Consider the following 24719-nt stretch of genomic DNA (forward strand, 5'->3'; position numbering starts at 1 on the left):
CGGTGATCGGAAACGCTAGGGCAGGGGTCTGACAACGCCTCAGAACCGGGCCCGCACACGGCGTTGTCAGTGGCGGTTGGTAGAAAGATCCGCACCTCGCGACCAGAGTCAGGAGAAGCGCCCCATGACCATCCACGGGCATCTGTCGGAACTGCACGCCCTGCCCGCCCACGACTTCGTCCCGCCGGAGCCCGGCGAGGAGGGTGCCCTGCCCGCGGCCGACTCCGTGGCCTGGCGCGTCGCCTACAGCATTTACTCCGACCCGTTTCCCGGGGGTTTCTCGTCCCTCTGGCAGAGCTTCCTGGAGACCGTGGACACCACGGCCGTCCGGGCGCTGATCATCGGTTCGTGGGGCGAACCCTCCGAAGACGATTCGGGATCCGTCGTCGAACAGCTCGTCTCGGACGCCGACCGGTTCCCGGCGCTGGAGGCGGTCTTCATCGGCGATGTGGTGATGGAGGAGGCGGAGATCTCCTGGATCATGCAGTCCGACGTCACCCCGGTCCTGGAGGCCTACCCGCGGCTGCGCGAGTTCGGGGTGCGCGGCGGTACCGGGCTGGTGTTCCGGCCCCTCCGCCACGAGCACTTGGAGACCCTGGCGTTCGAGGCGGGCGGACTGCCGGCCGCGGTGGTGCGCGCGGTCGCCGCGAGCGAGCTGCCCGCGCTGAAGCAGCTCGAACTGTGGCTGGGTGTCAGTGATTACGGTGGTGACGCCACGCTGGAGGACCTGGCGCCGTTCCTCTCCGGGGACCGTTTCCCCGCGCTGCGCAGCCTGGGGCTGAAGAACAGCGAACTGCAGGACGAGATCGCCGCGGCCGTCGCGGGCGCCCCGGTGGTGGCGCGGCTGCACACGCTGGACCTGTCCATGGGCACCCTCACCGACGCCGGCGCCGAGGCGCTGCTGAGCGGGCAGCCCCTCACCCACCTCCAGCAACTCGACCTGAGCCACCACTTCCTGAGCGACGCCGTGATGGAGCGGCTGCGCGAGGAGCTGGGCGGCGCCGGGGTCGACGTGGACCTCTCCGACCAGGAGAAGCCGCACGAGTACAACGGCGAGACGTGGCGCTATGTCGCGGTCTCCGAGTAGCCCGGGCCGCCCGGGCGATCCCGTCCCGTGGTTCGCCGTCGTCGGCAACCCCGGCAACCGCCGGGTCGCGCTGTTCGCGGCGGCCGTCACCGGCGCGGGCCTGCCGGCGCCCCGGGTGCTGCCCTGGGCCGGGGTGCTCGCCGGCGGCGCGCGGTTCGCTCCGGGCGAGACCGTGCGGATCGACTCGCCCGGCGAGGACGCGGCGGTCGAGCGGCTGCTGCGCGGGGTCGAGGACCCGACGCGGGTGGAGGGCACGGCCCGCTGGTACGAGCGGTTCACCGCGGCCGTGCGCGGCGTGGCCCGCGCGGCCCGGTCGGCCGGCGCCGCGCTGCTGGACGCCCCGGAGGACCTGGCGGTGCTCTTCGACAAACGGCTGTGTCACGGGGTGCTGCGCGAGGCGGGCGTCCCGGTGCCGCCCTCCCCGACCTCCGGCCCCGGCGCCGCGCCGGTGACCTGCTGGGAGGACGTGCGCGCGGTGCTGCGCGACGCGGGGATGCGCCGGGTCTTCGTCAAGCTCGCCCACGCCTCCTCGGCCTCCGGGGTCCTGGCCGTGGAGTCGGCGGGAGGCGGCCGGTGGCGCGCGGTCACCTCCGTGGAACGGACCGCGGATGGCCGCCTGTTCAACTCCCTGCGGGTGCGGCGCTACGAGAGCGAGCGGGAGATCGCCGACGTGGTGGACGCCTTGGCGCCGGACGGCCTGCACATCGAGCGCTGGCTGCCCAAGGCATCCCAGAACGGCAGGACGGCGGACCTGCGCGTGGTCGTCGTGGCCGGGGAGGCCACCCACGCCCTGGTGCGCACCAGCCGCTCCCCCATGACCAACCTCCACCTGGGCGGTGCCCGCGGCGACCTCGCCCTGGCGCGCGCCGCGGCGGAGGCGGCCGGGGTGCCCTGGGCGGAGGTGCTGGGGATCTGCGAGCGGGCCGCGGCCTGCTTCCCCGGCACCCTGTGCGTCGGCGTGGACCTGCTGCCCGCCATCGGCTGGCGGCGGTTCGCGGTCGGCGAGGTGAACGCCTTCGGCGACCTGCTGCCCGGGCTGTCCGGACTGCCCGGCGGCCGGGCCGAGGGACAGGACACCTACGCGGCCCAGGTCGGTGCCGTGCTGCGGGGAGCCGTACCGCGGGAGGAGGTCCGCCGTGCCGCGGCCTGAGCCCGCCGGACCGCACGCGGACGCCGGGCCGCGCCCGGGCGGCACCGCCGTGCCGGACATGAACCGGATCGTGGGCAGCCACGACCTGCTGCTGGTCACCCTCGACACCCTGCGCCACGACGTGGCCGAGGAGCTGGCGGCCGAGGGCGGCATTCCCAACCTGGCGCGGCACCTGCCGGGCGGGCGCTGGGAGAAGCGCCATTCCCCCGGCAGTTTCACCTACGCCGCCCACCAGGCGTTCTTCGCCGGATTCCTGCCCACTCCCGTCACCCCGGGACGGCATCCGCGGCTGTTCGCGGCGCGTTTCGAGGGCAGCGAGACCACCGCCGGGAGCACCTGGGTGTTCGACGCGCCGGACCTGGTGACCGGGCTGGCGCGGGCCGGGTACCACACGGTGTGCATCGGCGGCGTGGGGTTCTTCAACAAGCGCGGCGCGCTCGGCTCGGTGCTGCCCGGGCTGTTCGCCGAGAGCCACTGGGAGCCGGAGTTCGGCGTCGCCTCCCCCACCTCCTTCGAGGCGCAGGTCGCCCGCGCGGAGGAGGTGGTGGCCGCGCTCCCCGCCGAGAAGCGCCTGTTCCTGTTCGTCAACGTCTCGGCGCTGCACCAGCCCAACTGGTTCCACCTGCCGGGCGCCACGGCCGAGGCGGGGGACTCCCGCGCCACCCACGCCGCGGCGCTCCGCTACGTCGACCGGCACATCGGGCGCCTGTTCGCCGCCGCGAGCAGCCGTCGCCCGTGCTTCGCCGTGGTCTGCTCCGACCACGGCACGGCCTACGGCGAGGACGGCCACACCGGCCACCGGATCGGCCACGAGGTCGTCTGGACGGTGCCGTACGCCCACTTCGTCCTCGACTCCCGCCGGACACCCCGCACAACCCCCCGTGAGAGGCCATGACCACAGCGACCAGCCCTGCCGCCGACCCCGCCGGGCCGGCCCCGGACGGGGCCCGGAGTCCGTACCAGAGCCCGTACCAGAGCTATGTGTACGCCTATCCGCACAAGACGGCCTACCGCAGGCTCCCGGAGCGGCCCGCGCTGCGCACGCTGTGGTCCGGTGAGAAGACCGATGCGCTCTCGCTGTACCTGCACGTGCCCTTCTGCGAGGTGCGCTGCGGCTTCTGCAACCTCTTCACCCGCGTCGGCGCGCCCGACGGGCTGACCGGCGCCTACCTCGACGCGCTGGAGCGCCAGGCCGGGCCGGTGCGCGAGGCGCTGGGCGGGGGCGCCCGGTTCGCCGCCGCGGCCTTCGGCGGCGGCACCCCCACCTTCCTGACCGCCGCCGAACTGGAGCGGCTGTGCGACATCGCCGAGGAGCGCATGGGCGCGGACCTGCGCGCGGTGCCGCTGTCGGTGGAGACCTCCCCGTCGACCGCCACCGCCGACCGGCTGGCCGTTCTCGCCGAGCGCGGCACCACCCGGCTGAGCATCGGCGTGCAGAGCTTCGTCGACGCCGAGGCGCGCGCCGCGGTGCGCCCCCAGCGGCGTTCGGACGTCGAGGCCGCGCTCGCCCGCATCCGCGACAGCGGCATACCGGTGCTCAACATCGACCTGATCTACGGCATCGAGGGGCAGACCGCCGCCACCTGGCGGCGGTCGCTGGACGCGGCCCTCGCCTGGGAACCGGAGGAGCTGTACCTCTACCCGCTCTACGTCCGGCCGCTGACCGGCCTGGGGCGCACGTCCCCGGGCCCCGACCCGGCGTGGGACGAGCAGCGCCTGGCCCTCTACCGCCACGGCCGCGACCACCTGCTCGCCCACGGCTACGAGCAGGTGTCGATGCGGATGTTCCGCCGGGCCGGGGCGCCGGACGCCGCGTCCGCCGACCACGCCTGCCAGACCGACGGCATGGTGGGGCTGGGCTGCGGCGCCCGCTCCTACACCTCCGCCCTGCACTACTCCTTCGACTACGCCGTGGACATGCGCCGGATCCGCGCCATCGTCGACGACTACGTCTCCCGGCCCGCGGCTTCCTTCGCCCACGCCGAGGTCGGCCGGTGGATGGACGACGACGAGGCCCGCCGCAGGCACCTGCTGCAGTCGCTGCTCCAGGCCGAGGGGATGGAGGTGGCCGGCTACGCGGCCCGGTTCGGCGCGCCGCCGGCCGAGCACTTCCCCGCCGAACTGGCCGCGTTCGCCGGCCGGGGCTGGCTGGACGAGGACGCCGCGCCCGGACGGCTGCGGCTGTCCGCGGAGGGCCTGGCCCACTCCGACGCGGTCGGCCCCGCGCTGTTCTCCCCGGCCGTGCGCGCCGCCATGGCCGCGTACGACCTCAGGTAGCGGGGGCGGGCGTGGAACTGACCCTGCTCTACCGCGGGCCGCTGGCCTCGTGCGACTACGACTGCCCGTACTGCCCGTTCGCCAAGCGCCGCGACTCCCGGGAGGAGCTGCGGGCCGACCGCCGGGCGCTGGAGCGCTTCGCCGGCTGGGTGGCCGCGCAGCGCGGGGACCGGCTGTCGGTGCTGTTCACCCCGTGGGGCGAGGGCCTGGTCCGGTCCTGGTACCGGCGCACCCTGGCCGAGCTGAGCCGTCTGCCGCACGTGCGCCGGGTGGCGATCCAGACCAATCTGAGCTGCCGCACCGACTGGCTGGAGACCGCCGACCTGTCCACCCTGGCGCTGTGGTGCACCTACCACCCGGACCAGACGCCCTACGACCGGTTCCTCGCCAAGTGCCGTGACCTGGCCGGCCGGGGAGTGCGCCACAGCGTCGGGATCGTCGGCCTGCCCGAGCACCTGCCCCACGCGCTCCGGCTCCGCGCCGACCTGCCGGAGCACGTCTACCTGTGGGTGAACGCCGCCGAGGGCCGCACCTACACGGACGAGGAGGCCGACCGCTGGACGGCGATCGACCCCCTCTTCCCGTACAGCCGCCACCCCCACCGCAGCGCCGGACTCCCCTGCCGCACGGGCGAGTCCGTCGTCTCGGTGGACGGCGAGGGCACGGTGCGGCGCTGCCACTTCGTCCCGGAGCCGCTCGGCAACCTCTACGACGGCTCCTGGCGCGCGGCCCTGCGCCCGAGGCCCTGCCCGCTGGCGGTCTGCGACTGCCACATCGGCTACGTGCACCTGGAGTCGCTGCCGCTGTACGACGTCTTCGCGGGCGGTGTCCTGGAGCGGATACCGGCGGCGCCGGTCCGGGAGCTGCGCCCGGTTCAGCGCTTGACGCCCACCCCGCCGTAGAGCGCGACGCGGCGCAGCTCCTCGGGCCCGGGCGGCGGGCCGTCCGGCCGCCACAGCGGCAGTTGCACCAGCCCGGGGTCGAGGAGGTCGTAGCCGTCGAAGAAGGGCAGGATGCGGGCGTGGCTGCGCATGGTCACCTGGGCGGTGGCCTTCTTGTAGACCGCCGTCCCCTCCTCCACCAGCCGGCGGTCGTGGAAGTCGGGGGTGCCGTGGGTGAGGACGAGGCAGCTCCCGGCGGGCAGGGCGCCGCCGAGGGTGGCGACGATCCCGGCGGGGTCCTCCTCGTCGGTGATGAAGTGCAGGACGGCGACCAGCAGGAGGGCCACCGGCCGGTCGAAGTCGATCAGCTCCCGCACGGCCGGGTGCTCCAGGACGGCCTCGGGTTCGCGGACGTCGGCGAGGACGAACTCCGCGTTGCCCGCGCCGGTGAGCTTGGCGTCCGCGTGGGCGGAGACGATGGGGTCGTTGTCCACGTACGCCACGCGGACGTCCGGGGCCACGGACCGGGCCAGTTCGTGGGTGTTGGGCGAGGTGGGGATGCCGGTGCCGATGTCGATGATCTGGCGGATGCCGTGCTCCCGCACCACCGTCCGCACCGCGCGTCCGAGGAAGTCCCGGTTGGCGCGGGCGCTCGCCCGCACGTCCGGGGCGATCTCGATGAGGCGCTCGGCGGCCTCCCGGTCCACCTCGTAGTTGTCGCTTCCCCCCAGGTAGTAGTCGTACATGCGGGCCGGGTGCGGCCTGCCGGTGTCGATCTGTTCGGGCGCGAAGCCCAGGTGGGACTGGTTGGTCATGCCGTCCTCCGTCACGGTCCTGCGACCTCCTGCACGCTCCTACACGGGCTCCCGGGCGAGCAGGAAGTCGGCCTCCCCGGCCTTCACGCCCTGGATGAACCTCACGATCGCGTGGTGGGCGTAGATCAGGGCGGGACCGTCGGGGTCGGTGGACTGGCGCAGGGCCACCCTCCCGTCCGTCAGCCTCATGGCCTCCACGCAGCTCCCCCCGTTGCCGCCGCTCCACGGCTTGTGCCAGCCCTCGCTCCCCAACTGGGCGGCCGGCATGCCGTTGTAGACGCGACTTGCTCGTTCCATTCGTTCACAGCTCCTTGCGGAGGCCGTCCAGAACGGCCTCGGTCCGCCGTACCGGCACGGCCTGTGCGCACATCCGGTCCAGTGCCTCCTGGAACGCCGAGACGTCGTCGCGCTGGTCGAAGTACACGGCGCCCACCAGGCTCTCGCTGTAGGCGACGTCGGGCAGTTCCGGTATCGGGAACCGGAAGATGTGGAAGGGCCCGTACATCGCCGGGTGCGGGCCGGCGGCGAAGGGCATGACCTGCAGGCGCACCCGCGGCATCGAGCACGCCTCGATCAGGCGGCCGATCTGCTCGCGCATGATCCCGGGGCCGCCGATGGGCCTGCGCAGCACGGTCTCGTCCATCACCACCCACAGCAGCGGCGGTTCCTCGCGGGCCAGCAGCCGCTGGCGTTCCATCCGCAGGGCGACGCCGCGGTCGATCTCCTCGTCGGAGGCGTGCGGTTTGCCCGCGCGCAGCACGGCACGGGCGTAGTCCTCCGTCTGGAGGAGGCCGGGCACGTAGTGCGGCTCATAGGCGCGGATGACGTGGGACTCGCTCTCCAGGCTGACGAAGGCGCTGAACCACTCGGGCAGCACGTCGCGGTAGCGGTGCCACCAGCCGGGCCGGTTCGCCTCGCGGGTGAGGGCGAGGAAGCCGTCGATCTCCGCCTGGTCGGTGACGCCGTAGGTGCGCAGCAGCTTCTCGACGTAGGGGACCTTCAGGCCCACCTCGGCCCGTTCCATCCTGCGGATCGTGGCGTGCGTGACGTCGAGGGCCGCACCGGCCTTCTCATAGGTCAGCCCCGCCTTCTGGCGCAGGTCCCGCAATCGCTTGCCGAGCACCACGCGCAGAACCGTCGGGGCGCCTCCCGCCCGGGAGTCCGCCACTTCCGTCCCCTCCCACCCGCCAACTGCCGCTCCGCAGCGGCAGTCTGTCATGCCATCGGCTTATTCCGACAGGATGGCATGCACGTTTCTGCAAACAACAGATTGATCCTTGCCAGATGTTGTCGACGCCCCCACACTGGGGTGGTGGCTTCCTTTCCCGATGTTCGCCCGTTAGAACGCCTCGGAAGCTCGGCCGAGCCGAGCCTGCGGGACGCTTTTCACCTCCCGGCCATCGGCACCTCGGTGGCCGAGGCCCGCAGGAGGGTGATCGACAGGCTGACCGAGTGGGACATCGGGGCCCTGGTGCGCGACAACGCCCAACTGGTCATCTCGGAACTCTTCACCAACGCCGTCAAGCACACCGACAGCGACAAGGTCGACTGCGAACTGCGGGTCACGGGCATACGGCTGCGCCTGGAGGTCGCCGACCGGGGCGGCGGCCCGGCCCGGCCGCGCGCCCGGCACTCCGGCGGCTCCGCGGGCCCGGACCACGAGCGGGAGAGCGGCCGCGGACTGATGCTGGTCAGCGCCCTGGCCGAGGAGTGGGGCGTACGGCCGGGCGGCGGCGGCAGGGGGCACGTGGTCTGGGCGGAACTGGGGTGCGCGCGGTCCGTCCCATAGACGCGGGGTCACCCGGCCTTGGGCGGGGGAGGCCGGGTGGCCCCGTTTTTCCGCACCCCCGCGTTCCCTGCGTTCTCTCCGTTTTCCGTGTTTTCCCCGTTTTCCGTGTTCTTCGCGTTCTCCGTGTTCTTCGCGTTCCCCGTGCGCCCGGGCGGCCTCACCGCATGACCGCCGTGTCCGGTGGCGAACCGATCGCCCCGGCCGAGCGGGTGCCCGGCCCGCACACCGCCGGTGGCCGGATCTCACCGGCGCGGCGTCCGCCCCGGCCGGCGAGGCGGGCGACCTCCGCTCCGGTGTGCGCACCGGCACCGGCTCCGTGACAAGGCTCCGCGCGGAGCGCGCGGCCGCCGTGGTCACGGCCCGCGCACACCGGAGCTCGGAGATCGTCCGTCGCCGTGGGGCGGAACGGCGAGGTCGCACCGCGCGTCGTGCCGCCGCGCGGACGGTGCGGGGAATTCGCCCGCCGGGCCGACCCGGCCGATTCCGATATCGAGGCAGTTTTCGGAAGGAAGAATTCCGCCGGACTCGGCGAGGGCTCGGCGAGTTGCCGCCGTTCGACGAACGACCGGGCCCTTCCGACCCCCACCGATTCCGCCGTCCCCGCGCGACCGGCGCCAAGGGCGCGCCACAGGTGTACGGTAAGCGCTTGCCAAGCCGCGCCGTCCGTTCCCGTCCCCCTTCTGGAGCCGCACGTGAGCACGGACCACCACCCCCAGCGCACCGGTGACGACGCCGGACTGCACCTGTGGTACCCCCGCCCCGCCGACGAGTGGCTCCAGGCCCTGCCGGTGGGCAACGGCCGGCTGGGCGCCATGGTGTTCGGCGGCACGGACGTCGAGCGGCTCCAGCTCAACGAGGACACGCTGTGGGCGGGCGGCCCGCACGACTACGACAATCCGCGCGCGCTGGCCGCCCTGCCCGAGGCGCGCCGCCTGGTCTTCGAGCGGCGGTGGGACGAGGCCGAAACCCTGATCGACAGCGACCTGATGGGCGTCCCCGTCCGTCAGCTTCAGTACCAGACGGTCGGCGACCTGCGGCTGTCCTTCCCCGACGACGAGGCGGACGACGGTACGGGCGACGAGGCGGGCGACGCAACGGAGGTCCCCGGCTACCGGCGCGGCCTCGACCTCGCCACCGCCGTCGCCTCGGTGGAGTACGTGCGCGGCGGGGTGCGCCACCGCCGCGAGGTGTTCGCCAGCGCGCCGGACCAGGTCGTCGTGGTCCGGCTGACCGTGGACACCCCGGGTGCGCTGTCCTTCGCCGCCGGCCTGGACAGCCCGCTGCGCTCGCACGTCTCCTCCCCCGGCCCGCTGGACATCGCGCTGGACGGCACCGGCGACGACGCCCAGGGCATCGCGGGCGCGCTGCGCTTCCGCTGCCTGGTCCGGGCCGTCGCCGAGGGCGGCCGGGTGCGCTCCGCGGGCGGAACGCTGCGGGTCGAGGGCGCCACCGCCGCCACCCTGCTGGTCTCGGCCGCCACCAACCACCTCGACTGGCGCGGCGTGGACGACGCCCCGGACGCGGCCGCCGCCCGCGCGGCCCGCCACCTCACGGCCGCCGCCGTCCGCCCGTACGACGAGCTGCGCGCCCGCCACGTCGCCGACCACGCCGCGCTGTTCGACCGCGTCCGCCTGGAGATCCCGCCCACGCCCGCCGCGGCGCTGCCGACGGACGAGCGGGTGGCGGACTTCGCGCGCGGCGACGACCCGCACCTGGTCGCGCTGTACTTCGCCTACGGCCGCTACCTGCTGATCGCCTGCTCCCGCCCCGGCACCCAGCCCGCCAACCTCCAGGGCCTGTGGAACGACCTGACCGACCCGCCGTGGGGCGGCAAGTACACCATCAACATCAACACGGAGATGAACTACTGGCCCGCCGCGCCCACCAACCTCCTGGAGTGCTGGGAGCCGCTCTTCGACCTCCTCGGCGACCTGTCGGCCGCCGGCGCCCGCACCGCCCGGTCCTGCTACGGGGCGCGCGGCTGGGTCGCCCACCACAACACCGACCTCTGGCGCGGCACCGCGCCCGTGGACGGCGCGTTCTGGGGGATGTGGCCCACCGGCGGGGCCTGGCTGGCGCTGTCGGTCTGGGAACACCACCGCTTCACCCGGGACACCGACGCGCTGCGCAGACGGTATCCGGTCCTGGCGGGCGCGGCCCGCTTCTTCCTGGACGCCCTGGTGGAGGACCCGGACACCGGGGAGCTGGTCACCTGTCCGTCGCTGTCCCCGGAGAACGCACACCACCCAGGCCCCGGCGGCTCGCTGTGCGCGGGGCCGACCATGGACAACGAGATCCTGCGCGACCTGTTCGACGCCACCGCCGCGAGCGCCGAACTCCTCGGACTGGACGAGGAGTTGGCCGAGGAGGCGCGGGCGGCGCGCGACCGGCTGGCCCCGATGCGCGTCGGGGCGCTGGGCCAGCTCCAGGAGTGGCGCGAGGACTGGGACGCGCAGGCCCCCGAGCCGGGCCACCGGCACGTCTCCCACCTGTACGCCCTCCACCCGGGCAACCGGATCACCCGGCGCGGCGCCCCGGAGCTCTTCGACGCCGCGCGCACCACCCTGGAGCTGCGGGGCGACGCGGGCACGGGCTGGTCGCTCGCCTGGAAGATCAACTTCTGGGCGCGGCTGGAGGACGGCGCACGCTCCCACAAGCTGCTGACCGACCAGCTCACCCCGGAGCGCACCGCGCCCAACCTCTTCGACCTGCACCCGCCCTTCCAGATCGACGGCAACTTCGGCGCCACCGCCGGAATCGCCGAGTGGCTGGTGCAGAGCCACGCGGACGGCCTCCACCTGCTGCCCGCCCTGCCGCCCGCGCTGCCCGACGGCTCGGTGCGGGGACTGCTGGCGCGCGGTGGCTTCGAGGTCTCCCTCGCCTGGCGCGGCGGCGCGCTCGCCGGGGCGGAGCTGACCTCCCGGGCCGGGCACCGGGCGCGGGTGCGGACGGCCGGGGAGGTCCGGGTCTCCTGCGGCGGACGGCCGGTGGAGGCCGTACGGCCGGAGGCGGGGGTGGTGGAGTTCGACACCGCTGCCGGCCGCGTCTACCTCCTGGACCCGGCGTGAGCGCGCCGTACCCGCCGCCGTACCTCGGGGACGTCGGCGAGGGGGCGCCCACCCTGCTGCTGGTGCACGGCTGGGGCTGCGACGGCGACGACTGGGCGGCGCTGCTGCCCGCCCTGGCACCGCGCCACCGCGTCCTGGTGCCGGACCTGCCCGGCCACGGCCGTACGCCGCCCGTCCCCGCCCCCTCCGGCGCGCCGAACCCCTACGCTCCCCGCGCGCTGGCGCGGGAACTGGCCGCGCTGGTCGAGCGGCTGGGGGCCGGGCCGGTGGTCGCCGTCGGGCACTCCATGGGCGGCCATGTCGTCAGCGCCCTGGCCGTGGAGCACCCGCGCCTGGTGCGGTCGGTGGTGACCGTCGCCACCGGCTGGGGCGGCGCCGCCCACGGAGCACCGGTCCCGCGGCGGCCGGCGGCGGAGCGGGCGGAGCCGGAGGAGCGCGCGGAGCCGGGGAATCCGCGCCGCGCGGAGGACGCGTGGGCGCTGCGGGTGGTGCGCGCGGCGTGCGGGCCGGGAACGCCGCCGGAGGTCCGAGCCCGCCACGAGCGGCTGGTGGCGGCCGCGGACGCCGGGGTGCTGGCCCGCTGCCGGGAGGGGATGTACCGGGGCGGGGACGCCTTCGGGCTCCGCCCGGCGGCCCGCCGGTACCTGTCCCGCCGCCGCTGCCCGGTGCTGGCGGTCCACACCTCGCCGGAGGCGGCGGCGTGGGAGCGGCGGCTGCCCCGGCATCCGCTGTCCCGGGTGGAGCTGTGGGAGGGCTGCGGCCACTACGCCCACGAGGAGCGGCCCGGGGAGCTGGCCGCGCTGCTGGAGGAGTGGTGCGCGGTGACGGCCTGACGACCGGCGGGCGACGGGCGACGGACCGCAGGCGGCGGACGGCGGACGCCGCCCCGCCCGGTGCGCAATCCCCGTGACCGTCGGTGTCCGCGGTGCCACCATGAGCGCATGGACTCCGGCACCGCACCGAACATCCACAACGTCGTCCGCGACAGCACCATCGGCACCCTGGTCCAGGTCGGTGTGCTCAACGGCCCGCTCGCCGTGCGCTTCGAGGTCACCGCGCGCCCCGGGCCCGAGCCGCTGGAGCGGGCCGAGCACGAGCTGGCGCGGAGCGTGTTCCGGCGGTGGCGGGCGGAGGCCAACGCCTGGCAGCTCAGCTCGACGGAGCCGCTCGCGGTGCGCTGGGCGGCGAACTGGCTGGACGCCGACCACCCGTACAAGGTCGGCGGGGAGGTGTCCGGGCGGGGCGACCGGGTGGGCACCATGGCCGAGGCGTACCTCGCCCTGCGGCAGCGCCGGCTGGTGCTCCTCGGCGGTCCCGGCGCCGGCAAGACGACCCTGGCCGTGCTGCTGACGCTGGACCTGCTGGCCCGGCGGCTGGGCGGCGGCGACCGGGGGCCGGTCCCGGTGCCGCTCTCCCTGGAGACCTGGAACGCCGGGGAGGAGCACCTGCGCGCCTGGATGGCGCGGCGGATCGCCGAGGACCATCCGGGGCTGCCGGGTGTGGCGGGCCGCCATCCGGCCGGGCGCCTGGTGGGGGACCGGCGCGTGCTGCCGGTCCTGGACGGTCTGGACGAGCTGCCCGAGCACCGGCGCCGGGACGTGCTGCTCGCGCTCAACCGTGAACTCGGCGACGGCGACCCGGTCATCCTCACCTCGCGCACCGGGGAGTACCGGCTCGCCGTCCGGCAGGCCGCCCCGCTGAGGTCCGCGGCGGTGGTCGAGGCGCTGCCCGTGGAGCCGGAGGACGCCATCGCCTACCTGCGCGCCGCCACGCCCCCGGCGCTCGTCCACCGCTGGGAGCCGGTGTTCGAGGAGTTGCGGGAGGTTCCGCCGGAGCCGGTGCGCACCGCGCTGTCCAGCCCGCTGATGCTGTGGCTGGCCCGCCGGGTGTACGCGCTGCCGTACGGGCCCCACGCCCCGGACCCGGCGGAGCTGGCCGACACCGGCCGCTTCCCCACGCCCGAGGCCGTCGAGAACCACCTGCTCGACCACATCGTCCCCGCCGTCTTCGCCCCGCATCCGCACGCCCCGGACCGGCTGCACGCGCCGGGCCAGTGGCATCCGGAGCGTGCCCGCCGCTGGCTCGCCTCCCTCGCCCGCCGGCTCACCGCCGCCGGCGGCGCGCGGCTGGAGTGGTGGCGGCTGGACCGGACCGGACCCGCCCGGCTGCTGACGCTCCCGATGCTGCTGGGGCTGGGCGTCGTGCTGTCCCTGGTGCCCCTTACGGTCATCGAGGAGTACGCGTCGGCTCCCGGCGAGTACGGCCAGGGGTACGCCTCCGCCCTGGGCCTCCGGACGGCGCTGTCCGTGAGCCTGCTGTACGCGGTCCTGCTCCGTGCCTGCGCCCTGGTGTGGTTCGGGGAGCGGATCGGCGATCCCCGACGCCGGGCGAACCCCTTCCGGCTCGGCGCGGCCCTGCGCTCGGCCCGGCGCGCCACGTCGGTGCGCCGGGCGGTGGGCGCGTCGTCCATGGTGGTCGTGCCCACCGCCGTGCTCCTGCTGATGGCGGCCGGCACGCACGTGCCCGGCGGTTACCTGGCGCTGGCGCTCCTGGGGTTCACCCTCCCGGCGGTCGCCACGGTCGTCCTGGCGGCCCCGTCCGACACCGTGGACGCCCCGAGCCCGGACGGCCTGATGCGCGGTGAGCGCAGGTCGGTGCTGCTCACGGTGGTGATCGTCGCTCCGCTGATGGGGCTCGGCCAGGGGTCGATGGTGTGGCTGGGCTCCCTGGGCGGGAACGCCTGGACGCACGCGTTCCTGGGCTGGTACGGGACGTCGGCGATGTTCGTGCTGCTCAGCCCCTGGGCACGGTGGGTGCTGGCCAAGACCTCCCTCGCCGTCCTCGGCCAGGTCCCGTGGTCCCTGATGGAGTTCCTGCGCGACGCCCACCGGGGCGGGCTGCTGCGGCTGGAGGGCGGGGCGTACCGCTTCCGCAACCCGCGCCTCCAGCGCCACCTGGCGGGCGTACCCGACCACGCGGCACCGGGACCGGTACGGCCGGAGCCCGGCCGGCCCGTCGGCGCGTCCCGGCCGCCGGGCCCTCCGCGGGAGCTGCCTCCGGTCTCCCGGGTCAGGGGCTTCGACGTCCACCACGGCCCCGGCGGCTTCGTGCTGCGCGGACGGTCCCGCCGCCTGGTCCTGGGCCACTGGCCGGTGATCGGCTGCTTCGCCCTGGCCAGGGCCGTGATGACGGCCGTCGGCGGCCAGTGGGGCCAGGCGACCGCCTGGATGCCCGTGCTGTTCCTCCTGGGCTTCGGCGCCCTGATCACGCTGGCCGGCCTGCTGCTGCCGCGCCTGTGGATGGAGCTGCGGCTGACCCCGGAGACGATCGAGTCCGCCGTCGGCAGGCACCACTGCCTGCACCGCTGGCCGGACGTCGAGCGGGTGGCGATCCGCCGGATCCACCGCCGTGGCCGGGACACGCGCCTGTACGGGATCCACGTCCGGCTGTTCCCGGGCGCACCGAGGCCGCCGCGCTTCTTCCACGGCCGCGACGGCTGGTACTCCGTGCTCCCGGTGCACGTCACCAGCGCGGTGCCGCCGGACCTCGCCGCGGCGCTGGCCCGGTTCGCCGGCCCGCGCTGGGACGGCGGCGCCGGGGAGGCCACCGTCCCCCCGCCCTCCCCCGGACCCTCCCGGGGGACCCCGTCCGGAACTCCCTGACCGCGCCGCTCGTTCGCCGGACCAGGGACCAGGGAGGTGCGCCATGAGCACGGGACCGGCACGGCGAGGGCGCGGCGACGAGAGCGGGGAGAACGGGGAGGGCGCGGGCGGCACCGGGCGGGACGCCTGGGAGGACGTCGTGCTCGACGAGGACTTCGTACGCGGCGCCGAGGTGCGCGAGCCGACGGCGCGGACGCGGATGCTGCGGGCCCGCTGGCGCGACGATCCGCCGCAGCCGCAGCCCTGGCGGGCGGACGAGCCCCCGGCGGGCTGGTTCTGGAGCAGGGGCCGCCGCAGACGGCGCGGATGGCGCCGCCGCAGGGAGGGGTGAGCCGCCGTGCGGGGGCGGGGGTCCCGCTCCGGGACCAGCCCGCCCCCGCACGCGGTCACGGCCGCCGGGGCGTCAGCCGCGGACGCCCAGCAGGTGGTCCATCGCCAGTTGGTCCAGCCGCTCGAAGGCCATGCCGCGCCGGGCCGCGGCCTCCACGTCGAACTCCTCGAAGGCGGTCCGGTCGGCCAGCAGGTCGGCGGCGGTCTCGCCCTCGTTCAGGGTCGGCCGCGCCAGCTCGTCCAGGCGGGCGGCGCGCAGCGCCTCCTGGACCTCCGGGTCGGCGCGGAAGGCGGCCGCCCTCTCCTTGAGGATGAGGTAGTTGCGCATGCAGCCGGCCGCCGAGGCCCACACGCCGTCGAAGTCCTCGGTGCGCGGCGGCTTGAAGTCGAAGTGGCGCGGGCCCTCGTACCCGGCCGACTCCAGCAGGTCCACCAGCCAGAACGCCGACCGCAGGTCGCCGGCGCCGAAGCGGAAGTCCTGGTCGTACTTGATGCCGGACTGGCCGTTGAGGTCGATGTGGAACAGCTTGCCGTGCCACAGGGCCTGGGCGATGCCGTGGGGGAAGTTCAGCCCGGCCATCTGCTCGTGGCCGACCTCGGGGTTGAGGCCCACCCGGTCGGCGTGCTCCAGCGAGTTGATGAACGCCAGCGCGTGGCCGACGGTCGGCAGCAGGATGTCGCCGCGCGGCTCGTTGGGCTTGGGCTCGATGGCGAAGCGCAGGTCGTAGCCCTGGGAGACGACGTAGTCGCCGAGCAGGTCGAAGGCCTCCTTGAGGCGGTCCAGCGCGACCCGCACGTCCTTGGCGGCGCCCGACTCGGCGCCCTCGCGTCCGCCCCAGGCGACGTAGGTGGTGGCGCCCAGCTCGACGGCGAGGTCGATGTTGCGGATGGTCTTGCGCAGCGCGTAGCGGCGGACGTCGCGGTCGTTGGCGGTGAAGGCGCCGTCCTTGAACACCGGGTGGGTGAAGAGGTTGGTGGTGGCCATCGGCACCTTCAGGCCGGTGGCGTCCAGCGCCTGGCGGAAGCGCTTGACGATGCCCTCGCGCTCGCTGTCGGAGGAGCCGAAGGGGATCAGGTCGTCGTCGTGGAAGGTGACGCCGTAGGCGCCCAGTTCGGCCAGCTTCTGCACGCTCTCGACCGGGTCGAGGGCGGGGCGGGTCGCGTCGCCGAAGGGGTCGCGACCCTGCCAGCCCACCGTCCACAGACCGAATGTGAACTTGTGCTCCGGCTTCGGCTCGTAGCTCATGTCATGCCTCTCGGGTATTTCGTCAGGGCCGTTGACAAATTAGTATGCGCCCAGGAGCCGCAGAGAGGAAGAGGCGACATGGCCGCACCCGAAGGTCCGCTCGTTGTCGGTGTGGACAGCTCGACGCAGTCCACGAAAGCGCTGGTCGTCGATGCGGCGACCGGGCAGGTGGTCGCCCGCGGCCAGGCACCGCACACGGTGTCGGCCGACCACGAGAGCGACCCCGAGCAGTGGTGGCGGGCGCTGTGCCGGGCGCTGGAGCAGTGCGGTCCGGCCGTCCACCAGGTCGCCGCGGTCTCCGTCGGCGGACAGCAGCACGGGCTGGTGACGCTGGACGCCGAGGGCCGCCCGGTGCGGCCCGCCCTGCTCTGGAACGACGTGCGCTCCGCCCCGCAGCGCGACCGCCTGGTGGAGGAGCTGGGCGGCCCGAAGGTGTGGGCCGAGCGCTTCGGCAGCGTGCCGGCGGCGTCCTTCACGGTCACCAAGTGGCTGTGGCTGCGCGAGAACGAGCCCGAGGCCGCCGCGGCCGTCCGCGCGGTGCGGCTGCCGCACGACTACCTCACCGAGCGGCTGACCGGCCGGGGCACCACCGACCGCGGCGACGCCTCGGGCACCGGCTGGTGGTCGACGGCCACCGGGGCGTACGACGAGGAGGTCCTGGAGAAGGTCGGCCTCTCCCCCGACCTGCTGCCCCGGGTGCTCGGCCACGGCGAGGCGGCGGGCACCGTACGGGCGCTGGAGGAGCTGCCGCTCCCCCAGGGCGCGCTGGTGGCCACCGGCACCGGGGACAACATGGCCGCCGCGCTCGGGCTGGGCCTGCGCCCGGGCCGGCCGGTGCTGAGCCTGGGGACCTCCGGCACGGTCTACGCCGTCTCCACCCGCCGCCCCGCCGATCCCACCGGCACCGTCTCCGGTTTCGCCGACGCCCGCACCGACTGGCTGCCGCTGGCCTGCACCCTCAACTGCACCCTGGCCGTGGACCGCGTCGCGGCCCTGTTCGGCCTGGACCGCGAGGCGGTCGAGCCGGGCGGCGGCGTCACCGTGCTGCCCTTCCTGGACGGCGAGCGCACCCCCAACCTCCCCTACGCCTCCGGCCTGCTGACCGGCCTGCGGCACGACACCACCCCCGGCCAGATCCTCCAGGCCACCTACGACGGAGCGGTCTACGCGCTGCTGGAGGCGCTCGACCTGGTCCTGGACGCCGACGCCGCCGCCGACGCCCCGATCCTGCTGATCGGGGGCGGCGCCAGGGGCACGGCCTGGCGCGAGACGGTCCGGCGGCTGTCCGGGCGGCCGGTGGTCGTGCCGCGGGCGCAGGAACTGGTCGCGCTCGGCGCGGCGGCGCAGGCCGCCGGACTGCTGCTGGGCGAGGACGCGGCGGCGGTGGCCCGCCGCTGGTCCACCGCCGAGGGACCGGCGTACGAGGCGGTGGAGCGCGACGAGGAGGCCCTGACCCGCCTGGCCGCCACCCTCACCGGCGCCGATACGCTGCTGCGGCAGCGCTGATCCGGCGCCCGGTACCCGGCACCCGACACCGGTGGCGACCGCCGCCGGGAGACCTCCGAGGAGCAGGCGATCGATGGCAGCACCCCTGCCCACCACCCAGCAGGAGATGCGGCGGCGGAACCTGGCGCGCGTGCTGCACGCGGTGGCCGACGGCGGCCCCCTGTCACGGGCCGCCGTCGCGGCGCGGATCGGGCTGACCCGGACGGCCGTCTCCACCCTGGTGGACGAACTCCTCGGCATCGGGCTGCTGGTGGAGCTGGGCCCGGGCCGGTCGGGCGCGGTCGGGCGGCCCGGCACCGCGCTGGCGCTCAGTAACCGCGGCCCCTGCGGGATCGGCGCCGAGATCGGCGTCGACCACCTCGCCGTGTGCGCCGTCGACCTGCGCGGGAAGGTCCGCACCCGGACGGCGGTGGACGCGGCCAACCGGGACAGCGACCCCGCCCCGGTGCTGCGGCAACTGGCCGGACTCGTGGCCGAGACCGCGGACGAGGTCCGCGGGCTGGGGCTGCGCCCGGCCGGGCTCGCCGTGGCCGTGCCGGGCCTGGTCGCCCGCGGCACCACCACCGTCGTACGGGCCCCCAACCTCGGCTGGACGGACCTCGACCTCGCCCCCCACCTGACCCCGGACGCGCTCGGCCTCGCGCCCGGCACCGGGTGCGCCGTCGACAACGAGGCCAACCTCGGCGCCCTGGCCGAGCTGTGGCTCGGCGGCCACACCCCGCCGCCCGAGGACTTCGTGCACGTCTCGGCCGAGATCGGCATCGGCGCCGCGATCGTGGTGGGCGGCGAACTGCTGCGCGGCACCCGGGGGTTCGCCGGGGAGCTGGGCCATGTGCCGGTGCGCCCGGAGGGCCGCCCGTGCGCCTGCGGCGGCATCGGCTGCCTGGAGCAGTACGCGGGCGAGGAGGCCGTGCTGCGGGCCGCCGGGCTCGACCCGCGCGCCACCGCCGCCCACCACCCCGGCCCCGGCGCCCGCGTCGGCCTGCTCGCCGCCCGCGCGGAGCGCGGCGACCGCGCGGTGCTCACGGCGCTGGGCGAGGCCGGGACGGCGCTGGGCACCGCCCTGACCGGCACCGTCAACCTGCTCGACCCGCAGACCGTGGTCCTCGGCGGCGCCCTCGCCCGGCTGGCGCCCTGGCTGCTGCCCTCCCTGGAACGGGAGCTGGACCGCCGGATAGCCGGACCGCCGCCGGTGGCGGTCTCCCGGCTCGGCGCGGACGGCCCGCTGCTGGGCGCGGCCCACTCGGTCGTGCGGTCGGTCCTCGACGACCCGCTGGCCCACCGAGCCTGACGCCGGCGCCGGCCCGGCGCGGCCCCGTCCGACGGTTCCCAACTCCCCCTCTCCGCAGGGGAATCGACCGATGTTCAGCAGATCAGGGGAACCATCGGCGGTTTTCCCCCCGGCCGCCGGCCGACCCGATAGAGAAGCACCTGTGGATCGAAGGCATCTCAGGCGGGGGGCGGGCGCGGGCGTGGTCGTGGCCGGATTCGTCCTCGCGCTCACCGCACCGGGCGCCGCACGTGCCGACGGACCGGCCGTACCGCGGCGGGACTGCCCGCGGCTGTCCGTGACGATCGCGGTCGGGGCCGGAGGCTCCGGCGCACGGGTCGAGGTGGTCCTGGGCGCCCACTGCCCGGTGCCTCCACCCCCGGAACCGTGCCCGCCACCTCCGCCGCCTCCGCCACCGCCGCCGCCCTCCACGTCCGCGCCCCCGACGCCTCCGCCACCGCCTCCGCCACCCACGTCCGCTCCCCCGGCACCGACACCGACGCCGACCCCCGTACCGCCGACACCGCCCCCGCGGCCGACCTCGGCGCCCCCGCCCCCGGCGTCCTCCGCACCGCCCCCGCCGGCCGCCCCGCCGGAGGCGGAGCCGGTCGCGGCGGCCCCCGTACCGCCGGCGCCCGGCAGGCCCGTGCCGCCCCCGCGCCGGAGTCCGGCGCCGGAGCGCACCGCGCCCTCCCCGGGCGCGAGCGCCTCCCCCTCCCTCCCCGCCCGCGCCGAGGTCCGGCGCCACCGGTCCGACGCCGGTCTCCCGCTCATCGGCCGCACCCTGCTGATCGTCGCCCCCGCGGTGCTGGCCGCCGCCGCGCTGCGCCCCCGGTCCGGTTCGGACCCGGGTTCCCGTTCCCGCTGACACCTGCGAGGACTTCCATGGCCGAATGGCTCTTCCTGCTCCTCACCATCACCGGGTCCTGCGCGGCCGTGGTGACCGTCACCCTGCTGCGGCAGCGCCGGGCGGGCGAGGACGACGATCCCTCGGAGACGCCCGACGTCATCGAGTACATGACGATGATGATCGGCGTGGTGTACGCGATCGTGCTCGGTCTGGCCATCGCGGGCGTCTGGGAGGGGCGCTCGGCCGCCGAGGAGTGGGTGCGCCAGGAGGCGCAGGCGCTGCACGAGGTGCACGAACGCGCCCAGGCCTACCCCGCCGCCGTCCGCGACGAGGTGCGCGGCGACGTCGACGCCTACGTCCGCCACGCGGTGACGGTGGAGTGGCCGCACATGGCCGAGCACGGCGAACTCACCGAGCGGGGCGAGCGGCTCTTCGAGGACCTGCGGCGGAACGTCACCGCGTACGAGCCGCGCACCGCGCGCGAGGCGCAGACGTACCAGTCCCTGGTGGACCAGGTCGCCCTGGCCGACGAGGCCCGCACCGCGCGCGGCCGGGGCGCCGAGCCGACGCTGCCCGGCGTGGTGTGGTTCGGGCTGGTGGCGGGCGCGGTGATCGCGGTCGGCATGGTGTTCGCCCTGCAGATCCAGCGCTCGGGCCGGGAGCTGGTGCTGGCCGGGCTGTTCACCGCGCTGATCGCCTTCCTGCTCTTCCTGGTCTGGTACTTCGACTCGCCGTTCACCCGCGGGCTGGCGGACCCGGCCGAGGCGTTCACCGTGCTCTTCCCCCGGGCCGCGGGCGACTGAGATCACACCCGTCGTCCCGGGCTGCGTGCGGCCCGCGGGGTAGGTCACCCTGGAGACGGACCGGACGGCCGTCCGGAACGCCGCACGAGACGCCGCACGGAACGAGGACGAGGAGTCGCCGGGTGCCCGCACTGTTCCCCACCCTCCACAAGACGCCGGCCAAGCCCGCGCTCCGCTTCGGCGGGCAGGTGATCGACTACGGCCGGCTCGCCGCGCTCGCGGGCTCCCTCGCCCTGCGGATCGGCGACGCCGGACGGGTGGCGGTGTGGGCCACGTCCTCCCCCCACACCTGCGTCGGCGTGCTGGCCGCGCTGCTGGCCGGGGTGCCCGCCGTCCCCGTCAACCCGCGGATCGGCGCCGAGGAGCTGGCCCACATCGTCTCCGACAGCGCACCGGACCGGGTGCTGGCCGCGCCCGGCGACGACCTGCCCGGGGCGCTGGCCGCGCTCCCGCGCACCGACGTCGTGCTGACGCCGGAGGAGCCGGAACTTCCCGGGGGTGGAGTCCCGCCCGTCGACGGCGCGCGGGCCGCCGACGACCACGCCGCCGCGCTGATCGTCTACACCTCCGGCACCACCGGTCCGCCCAAGGGCGTGGTCCTGCCGCGCCGGGCGATCGCGGGCACGCTGGACGACCTGGCCGACGCCTGGGGATGGACCGGCGACGACGTGCTGGTGCACGCCCTGCCGCTGTTCCACGTGCACGGCCTGATCCTGGGCGTGCTGGGCCCGCTGCGGCGCGGCGGCACCCTCCACCACCTGGGCCGGTTCTCGCCCGAGGGCGTCGCCGGGGCGCTGGAGGAGGGCGGCACCATGCTGTTCGGCGTGCCGACGATGTACCACCGGCTGGCCGAGGTCCTGGAGGACGGCGGGGAGGGCGGCGCCCGGCTCGCCTCGGCCCTGCGCGGCGCCCGGCTGCTGGTCTCCGGCTCCGCCGCGCTGCCCCTGCACGACCACGAGCGGATCACGGCCGCGACCGGCCGGCGCGTCGTCGAGCGCTACGGGATGACCGAGACGCTGATGATCACCAGCGTGCGGGCGGACGGCGAGCACCGTCCCGGCACGGTGGGCGTGCCGCTGCGCAGCGTGGACGTGCGGCTGGTGGACGAGGAGGGCAACCGGATCGAGGGGGGCGACGGGGAGACCATCGGCGAGGTCCAGGTGCGCGGCCCCCACCTGTTCATCGAGTACCTGAACCGTCCGGACGCCACCGCGGAGGCCTTCGCGGGCGGCTGGTTCCGCACCGGCGACATGGCCGTCCGGGACGCCGACGGCTCCTACCGGATCGTGGGCCGCAAGTCGACCGACCTGATCAAGAGCGGCGGCTACAAGATCGGCGCCGGCGAGGTGGAGAACTGCCTGCTGGGCCATCCGGGCGTCGCCGAGGCCGCCGTCGTCGGCGAGCCCGATCCGGACCTGGGCGAGCGGATCGCGGCCTGGATCGTGCCGGCGGGCGGTGCGGCGCCCACCGCGGAGGAGCTGGCCGAGTACGTCGCGCGGCGGCTCGCCCCGCACAAGCGGCCCCGGACCGTGCGGTTCGTGGAGGAGCTGCCCCGCAACGACCTGGGCAAGGTGATGAAGCGGGCGCTGACGCATGGCTGAGCGGCGGCTCCCGGCCCGCGCGGTGCTCGCCTCGGTGACCGACGGCTTCACCGAGCTGCCCCACGCCCCGGGCACGGCCGCCGACGGCGGCGGGAACGGTGACGGGAACGGGCCGATCGGCTGGGCGGATTACGGCGCGGCCCGCGCCCGGGCACGGGAGCGCACCGGCGAGCGCGAGTCGGTGGTGTGCGGGACCGGCGCGGTCGGCGGCGTCCCGGCGGTCCTGATCGCCTTCGAGTTCGCCTTCCTCGGCGGCTCCCTCGGGCAGCGCACCGGCGACCGGATCGAGGCCGCCCACCGGTACGCCCGGCGGGCGCGGCTGCCGGTGGTGTCGCTGCTCGCCACCGGCGGCAGCCGGATGCAGGAGGGCATGCGGGCCCTGGTCCAGCTCCAGCGCGTGGCGAGGGAGTCGGCGCTGACCCGCGCGGCGGGCCTGCCGCAGATCGCCGTGGCGCGGGACCCGACGACGGGCGGCGGCTGGGCCACGCTCGGCGCGGGCTCGGACGTGGTGCTGGCACTGCCGGGGGCGCAGATCGGCTTCGCGGGCTCACGGGTCCGTCCACCGGGCGCCGACCCGGCCGCGTACGGCGCCGAGGGGCAGCTCGCCGCCGGGCAGATCGACCGGATCGTGGCCCCCGGCGAGCTGCGGTCCGTGCTGGGGCGCTGGCTGTCCCTGCTCACCTCCCCGGCCGGCGGCCCGCCCGAGCCGCCGCGGGCGCTCGGTGCGGCGGACGGGCTGCCGCCGTCGGGCTGGGAGGCGGTGGAGCGGGCCCGGTCACCCCGCCGGCCGCGCGCCGACGCCTATCTGGAGGCGTACTTCGAGGTGCGCGAGGAGATCGGCGGCGACCGCTGCGGCGGGACGGATCCGGGGATGCGCTGCGGTTTCGGGCGGCGCGGCGGCCGTACGGTCGCCTACGCCGCACAGTGCGGCACGCCGACCCGGCCCGCCGGCTTCCGCACGGCCGCCCGGCTGATCCGGCTGGCCGACCGGCTGGGCGTCCCGGTCCTCACCCTGGTGGACACCCCGGGCGCGGCCAACGACGCGGAGGCCGAGCGGTCCGGCGCGGGCGCGGCCGTCGCGGAGGCGTTCGCGGCGGTCGCCGAGGCCCGGGTCCCGGTGACGACCCTGGTCGTCGGGGAGGGCGGCTCGGGCGGTGCCCTGGCGCTGGCGTCCCCGGACAACACCTGGATCACCCCGGACGGCTACTTCTCCGTCATCGCCCCGGAGTCGGCCGCGGCCATCCTCAAACGCGGTCCGGAGCGGGTGCGCGCGACGGCCGACGAGCTGCGGCTGCGCCCGCAGGACCTGGTGGAGCTGGGGATCGTCCGCGGCATCGTGGCGCCGTGACCGCCGTACCGGCGGCCGGGCCTCAGGCGCCGGGGGTCAGCCGGGCCAGGCGGGCCAGGCGGCGGTAGGAGTCCAGGCGCCGGTCGTGGTCGTAGGCGTTGAGGGTGAGCAGCAGTTCGTCGGCGCCGCTGCGCTCGACCAGCCCGGTGAGCGCGGCCGCCACCTCCTCCCCGGTGCCGTGGATCTGGGCATCGCGGGCCTCGGCGAACAGGGCTCTCTCGCGTTCGGTCATCTCCCGCTCCAGCACCTCCTTCGGCGGCGGCAGCGGCGGGAAGACGCCCCGGGTGCGGGAGACGACCGTCGACCACGCCTCCGACACCTGCATCAGCTCCGCCTCCTCGGCGGTGGCGCCGACCGCCACGCTCGCCGAGACGACCACGTACGGCTCGGGGGCCAGGGCGGAGGGGCGGAAGGCCCGGCGGTAGTCGCCGATCGCGCGCAGCATCCGCTCCTCGCCGCGGGCCGGGGCGATGACCAGCGGCAGCCCGTGTTCGGCGGCCAGGTGTGCGCCCGAGCCCGTGGCCAGCAGGAACACCGGCACCCGCAGTCCCTGGGAGGGCATGGCGCGCACCCCGTGCCCACCACCGCCGGTGAACCAGCCCAGCAGTTCGGCCAGGTCGTCGCCGAACCGTCCGGCCGCCTCCTTCTCCGCGCCCAGGGCCCGGCGGACGGCACCGGTGAAGCCGACCGAGCGGCCCAGGCCCATGTCGATCCGGCCCGGGAAGAGCGACTCCAGCACCCCGAACTGTTCGGCGACCACCAGCGGCCGGTGGTTGGGCAGCATCACCCCGCCCGTGCCCACCCGGATGCGGGTGGTGGCCGAGGCGACGGCCGCGGCGAGCACGGTCGGCGCGGAGCCGGCGACGCCGGGCACCCCGTGGTGCTCGGAGACCCAGAAGCGGTGGTAGCCCAGCGCCTCGATGTCCCGGGCGAAGCGCACGGTGGCACGCAGGGCCGCGTCCGGGTCCTCGCCCTGGCGGATCAGGGAGCGGTCCAGGACCGACAGGCGGGTGGTGCGCAGGGTGTCGGTGTCCAT

Annotated in this window: 21 protein-coding genes; 16 read left to right on the plus strand and 5 right to left on the minus strand. The window is 75.6% G+C overall.

From position 1 onward, the window contains the following. The first annotated feature begins 124 nt into the window (after positions 1–124). The 5 genes from VE546_RS01320 to VE546_RS01340 are packed head-to-tail and all read left to right on the plus strand — an operon-like array spanning position 125 to position 5416. Positions 125–1087 (plus strand): STM4015 family protein, encoded by a 963-nt coding sequence (locus VE546_RS01320; protein WP_324916872.1) that lies wholly within the window; start codon positions 125–127, stop codon positions 1085–1087. After that, positions 1068–2237, plus strand: a complete 1170-nt coding sequence (locus VE546_RS01325) for an STM4014 family protein (RefSeq protein WP_324916875.1) — start codon at positions 1068–1070, stop codon at positions 2235–2237. Before VE546_RS01320 ends, VE546_RS01325 begins: the two co-directional genes overlap by 20 nt. 58 nt (positions 2238–2295) lie before the next feature. Beyond that, positions 2296–3132: an STM4013/SEN3800 family hydrolase gene (locus tag VE546_RS01330; RefSeq protein WP_324916981.1), complete on the plus strand. Its 837-nt coding sequence runs from the start codon at positions 2296–2298 to the stop codon at positions 3130–3132. Next, positions 3129–4514 carry an STM4012 family radical SAM protein gene (locus tag VE546_RS01335; protein ID WP_324916878.1) on the plus strand — a complete coding sequence of 462 codons (1386 nt, stop codon included), beginning with the start codon at positions 3129–3131 and terminating at the stop codon, positions 4512–4514. The genes VE546_RS01330 and VE546_RS01335 overlap by 4 nt, the downstream gene beginning before the upstream one ends. Positions 4515–4525: 11 nt before the next feature. Then, positions 4526–5416 carry an STM4011 family radical SAM protein gene (locus VE546_RS01340; RefSeq protein WP_324916881.1) on the plus strand — a complete coding sequence of 297 codons (891 nt, stop codon included), beginning with the start codon at positions 4526–4528 and terminating at the stop codon, positions 5414–5416. On the opposite strand, the gene VE546_RS01345 is transcribed toward VE546_RS01340, so the two are convergent. From VE546_RS01345 to VE546_RS01355, 3 genes are read right to left on the minus strand one after another with little or no spacing between them, the layout of a single operon-like run. After that, positions 5389–6210 carry an SAM-dependent methyltransferase gene (locus tag VE546_RS01345; protein ID WP_324916884.1) on the minus strand — a complete coding sequence of 274 codons (822 nt, stop codon included), beginning with the start codon at positions 6208–6210 and terminating at the stop codon, positions 5389–5391. The two genes, VE546_RS01340 and VE546_RS01345, sit on opposite strands and share 28 nt — an antisense overlap. Before the next feature lie 39 nt (positions 6211–6249). Further along, the gene (locus tag VE546_RS01350) at positions 6250–6507 is read right to left on the minus strand and encodes a DUF397 domain-containing protein (protein WP_324916887.1); all 258 of its coding nucleotides are present in this window, start codon (positions 6505–6507) and stop codon (positions 6250–6252) included. 4 nt (positions 6508–6511) lie between these two features. Beyond that, entirely contained in the window at positions 6512–7378 is an 867-nt protein-coding gene (locus tag VE546_RS01355; protein ID WP_324916889.1) for a helix-turn-helix transcriptional regulator, read from the minus strand. Between the two features lie 243 nt (positions 7379–7621). Here VE546_RS01355 and VE546_RS01360 point away from each other — a divergent pair, with 243 nt between their 5' ends. From VE546_RS01360 to VE546_RS01380, 5 genes are all read left to right on the plus strand, one after another. Further along, positions 7622–7999 (plus strand): ATP-binding protein, encoded by a 378-nt coding sequence (locus VE546_RS01360; protein WP_324916984.1) that lies wholly within the window; start codon positions 7622–7624, stop codon positions 7997–7999. A gap of 692 nt (positions 8000–8691) precedes the next feature. Continuing rightward, positions 8692–11067 carry a glycoside hydrolase family 95 protein gene (locus VE546_RS01365; RefSeq protein WP_324916892.1) on the plus strand — a complete coding sequence of 792 codons (2376 nt, stop codon included), beginning with the start codon at positions 8692–8694 and terminating at the stop codon, positions 11065–11067. After that, positions 11064–11900 carry an alpha/beta hydrolase gene (locus tag VE546_RS01370; RefSeq protein ID WP_324916895.1) on the plus strand — a complete coding sequence of 279 codons (837 nt, stop codon included), beginning with the start codon at positions 11064–11066 and terminating at the stop codon, positions 11898–11900. Before VE546_RS01365 ends, VE546_RS01370 begins: the two co-directional genes overlap by 4 nt. A gap of 108 nt (positions 11901–12008) precedes the next feature. Then, positions 12009–14729 carry an NACHT domain-containing protein gene (locus VE546_RS01375; protein ID WP_324916898.1) on the plus strand — a complete coding sequence of 907 codons (2721 nt, stop codon included), beginning with the start codon at positions 12009–12011 and terminating at the stop codon, positions 14727–14729. 43 nt (positions 14730–14772) lie between these two features. Next, positions 14773–15060, plus strand: coding sequence for a hypothetical protein (locus VE546_RS01380; RefSeq protein WP_324916901.1), 288 nt, complete (start codon positions 14773–14775; stop codon positions 15058–15060). Positions 15061–15132: 72 nt separating this feature from the next. Here the strand turns inward: VE546_RS01380 and xylA are convergent, their stop codons facing one another. Next, entirely contained in the window at positions 15133–16305 is a 1173-nt protein-coding gene (gene xylA / locus VE546_RS01385) for a xylose isomerase (RefSeq protein WP_324916903.1), read from the minus strand. A 78-nt stretch (positions 16306–16383) separates the two neighbouring features. Here xylA and xylB point away from each other — a divergent pair, with 78 nt between their 5' ends. From xylB to VE546_RS01415, 6 genes are all read left to right on the plus strand, one after another. Beyond that, positions 16384–17811 carry a xylulokinase gene (gene xylB / locus VE546_RS01390; RefSeq protein ID WP_324916905.1) on the plus strand — a complete coding sequence of 476 codons (1428 nt, stop codon included), beginning with the start codon at positions 16384–16386 and terminating at the stop codon, positions 17809–17811. A gap of 73 nt (positions 17812–17884) precedes the next feature. Next, a complete protein-coding gene (locus tag VE546_RS01395) occupies positions 17885–19102 on the plus strand; it encodes an ROK family transcriptional regulator (RefSeq protein WP_324916908.1) in 1218 nt (405 codons plus the stop codon). Between the two features lie 625 nt (positions 19103–19727). Continuing rightward, complete coding sequence (locus VE546_RS01400) at positions 19728–19949, plus strand: hypothetical protein (protein WP_324916910.1); 222 nt, start codon at positions 19728–19730, stop codon at positions 19947–19949. A gap of 17 nt (positions 19950–19966) precedes the next feature. Beyond that, the gene (locus VE546_RS01405; protein WP_324916913.1) at positions 19967–20734 is read left to right on the plus strand and encodes a hypothetical protein; all 768 of its coding nucleotides are present in this window, start codon (positions 19967–19969) and stop codon (positions 20732–20734) included. 122 nt (positions 20735–20856) lie between these two features. Then, positions 20857–22335: an acyl-CoA synthetase gene (locus VE546_RS01410; RefSeq protein ID WP_324916916.1), complete on the plus strand. Its 1479-nt coding sequence runs from the start codon at positions 20857–20859 to the stop codon at positions 22333–22335. Then, positions 22328–23683: a carboxyl transferase domain-containing protein gene (locus tag VE546_RS01415; protein ID WP_324916919.1), complete on the plus strand. Its 1356-nt coding sequence runs from the start codon at positions 22328–22330 to the stop codon at positions 23681–23683. Before VE546_RS01410 ends, VE546_RS01415 begins: the two co-directional genes overlap by 8 nt. A gap of 22 nt (positions 23684–23705) precedes the next feature. On the opposite strand, the gene VE546_RS01420 is transcribed toward VE546_RS01415, so the two are convergent. Beyond that, positions 23706–24719 (minus strand): LLM class flavin-dependent oxidoreductase, encoded by a 1014-nt coding sequence (locus VE546_RS01420; RefSeq protein ID WP_324916923.1) that lies wholly within the window; start codon positions 24717–24719, stop codon positions 23706–23708.

The sequence above is a fragment of the Streptomyces sp. genome (assembly GCF_035644915.1).
Classification (GTDB): domain Bacteria; phylum Actinomycetota; class Actinomycetes; order Streptomycetales; family Streptomycetaceae; genus Streptomyces.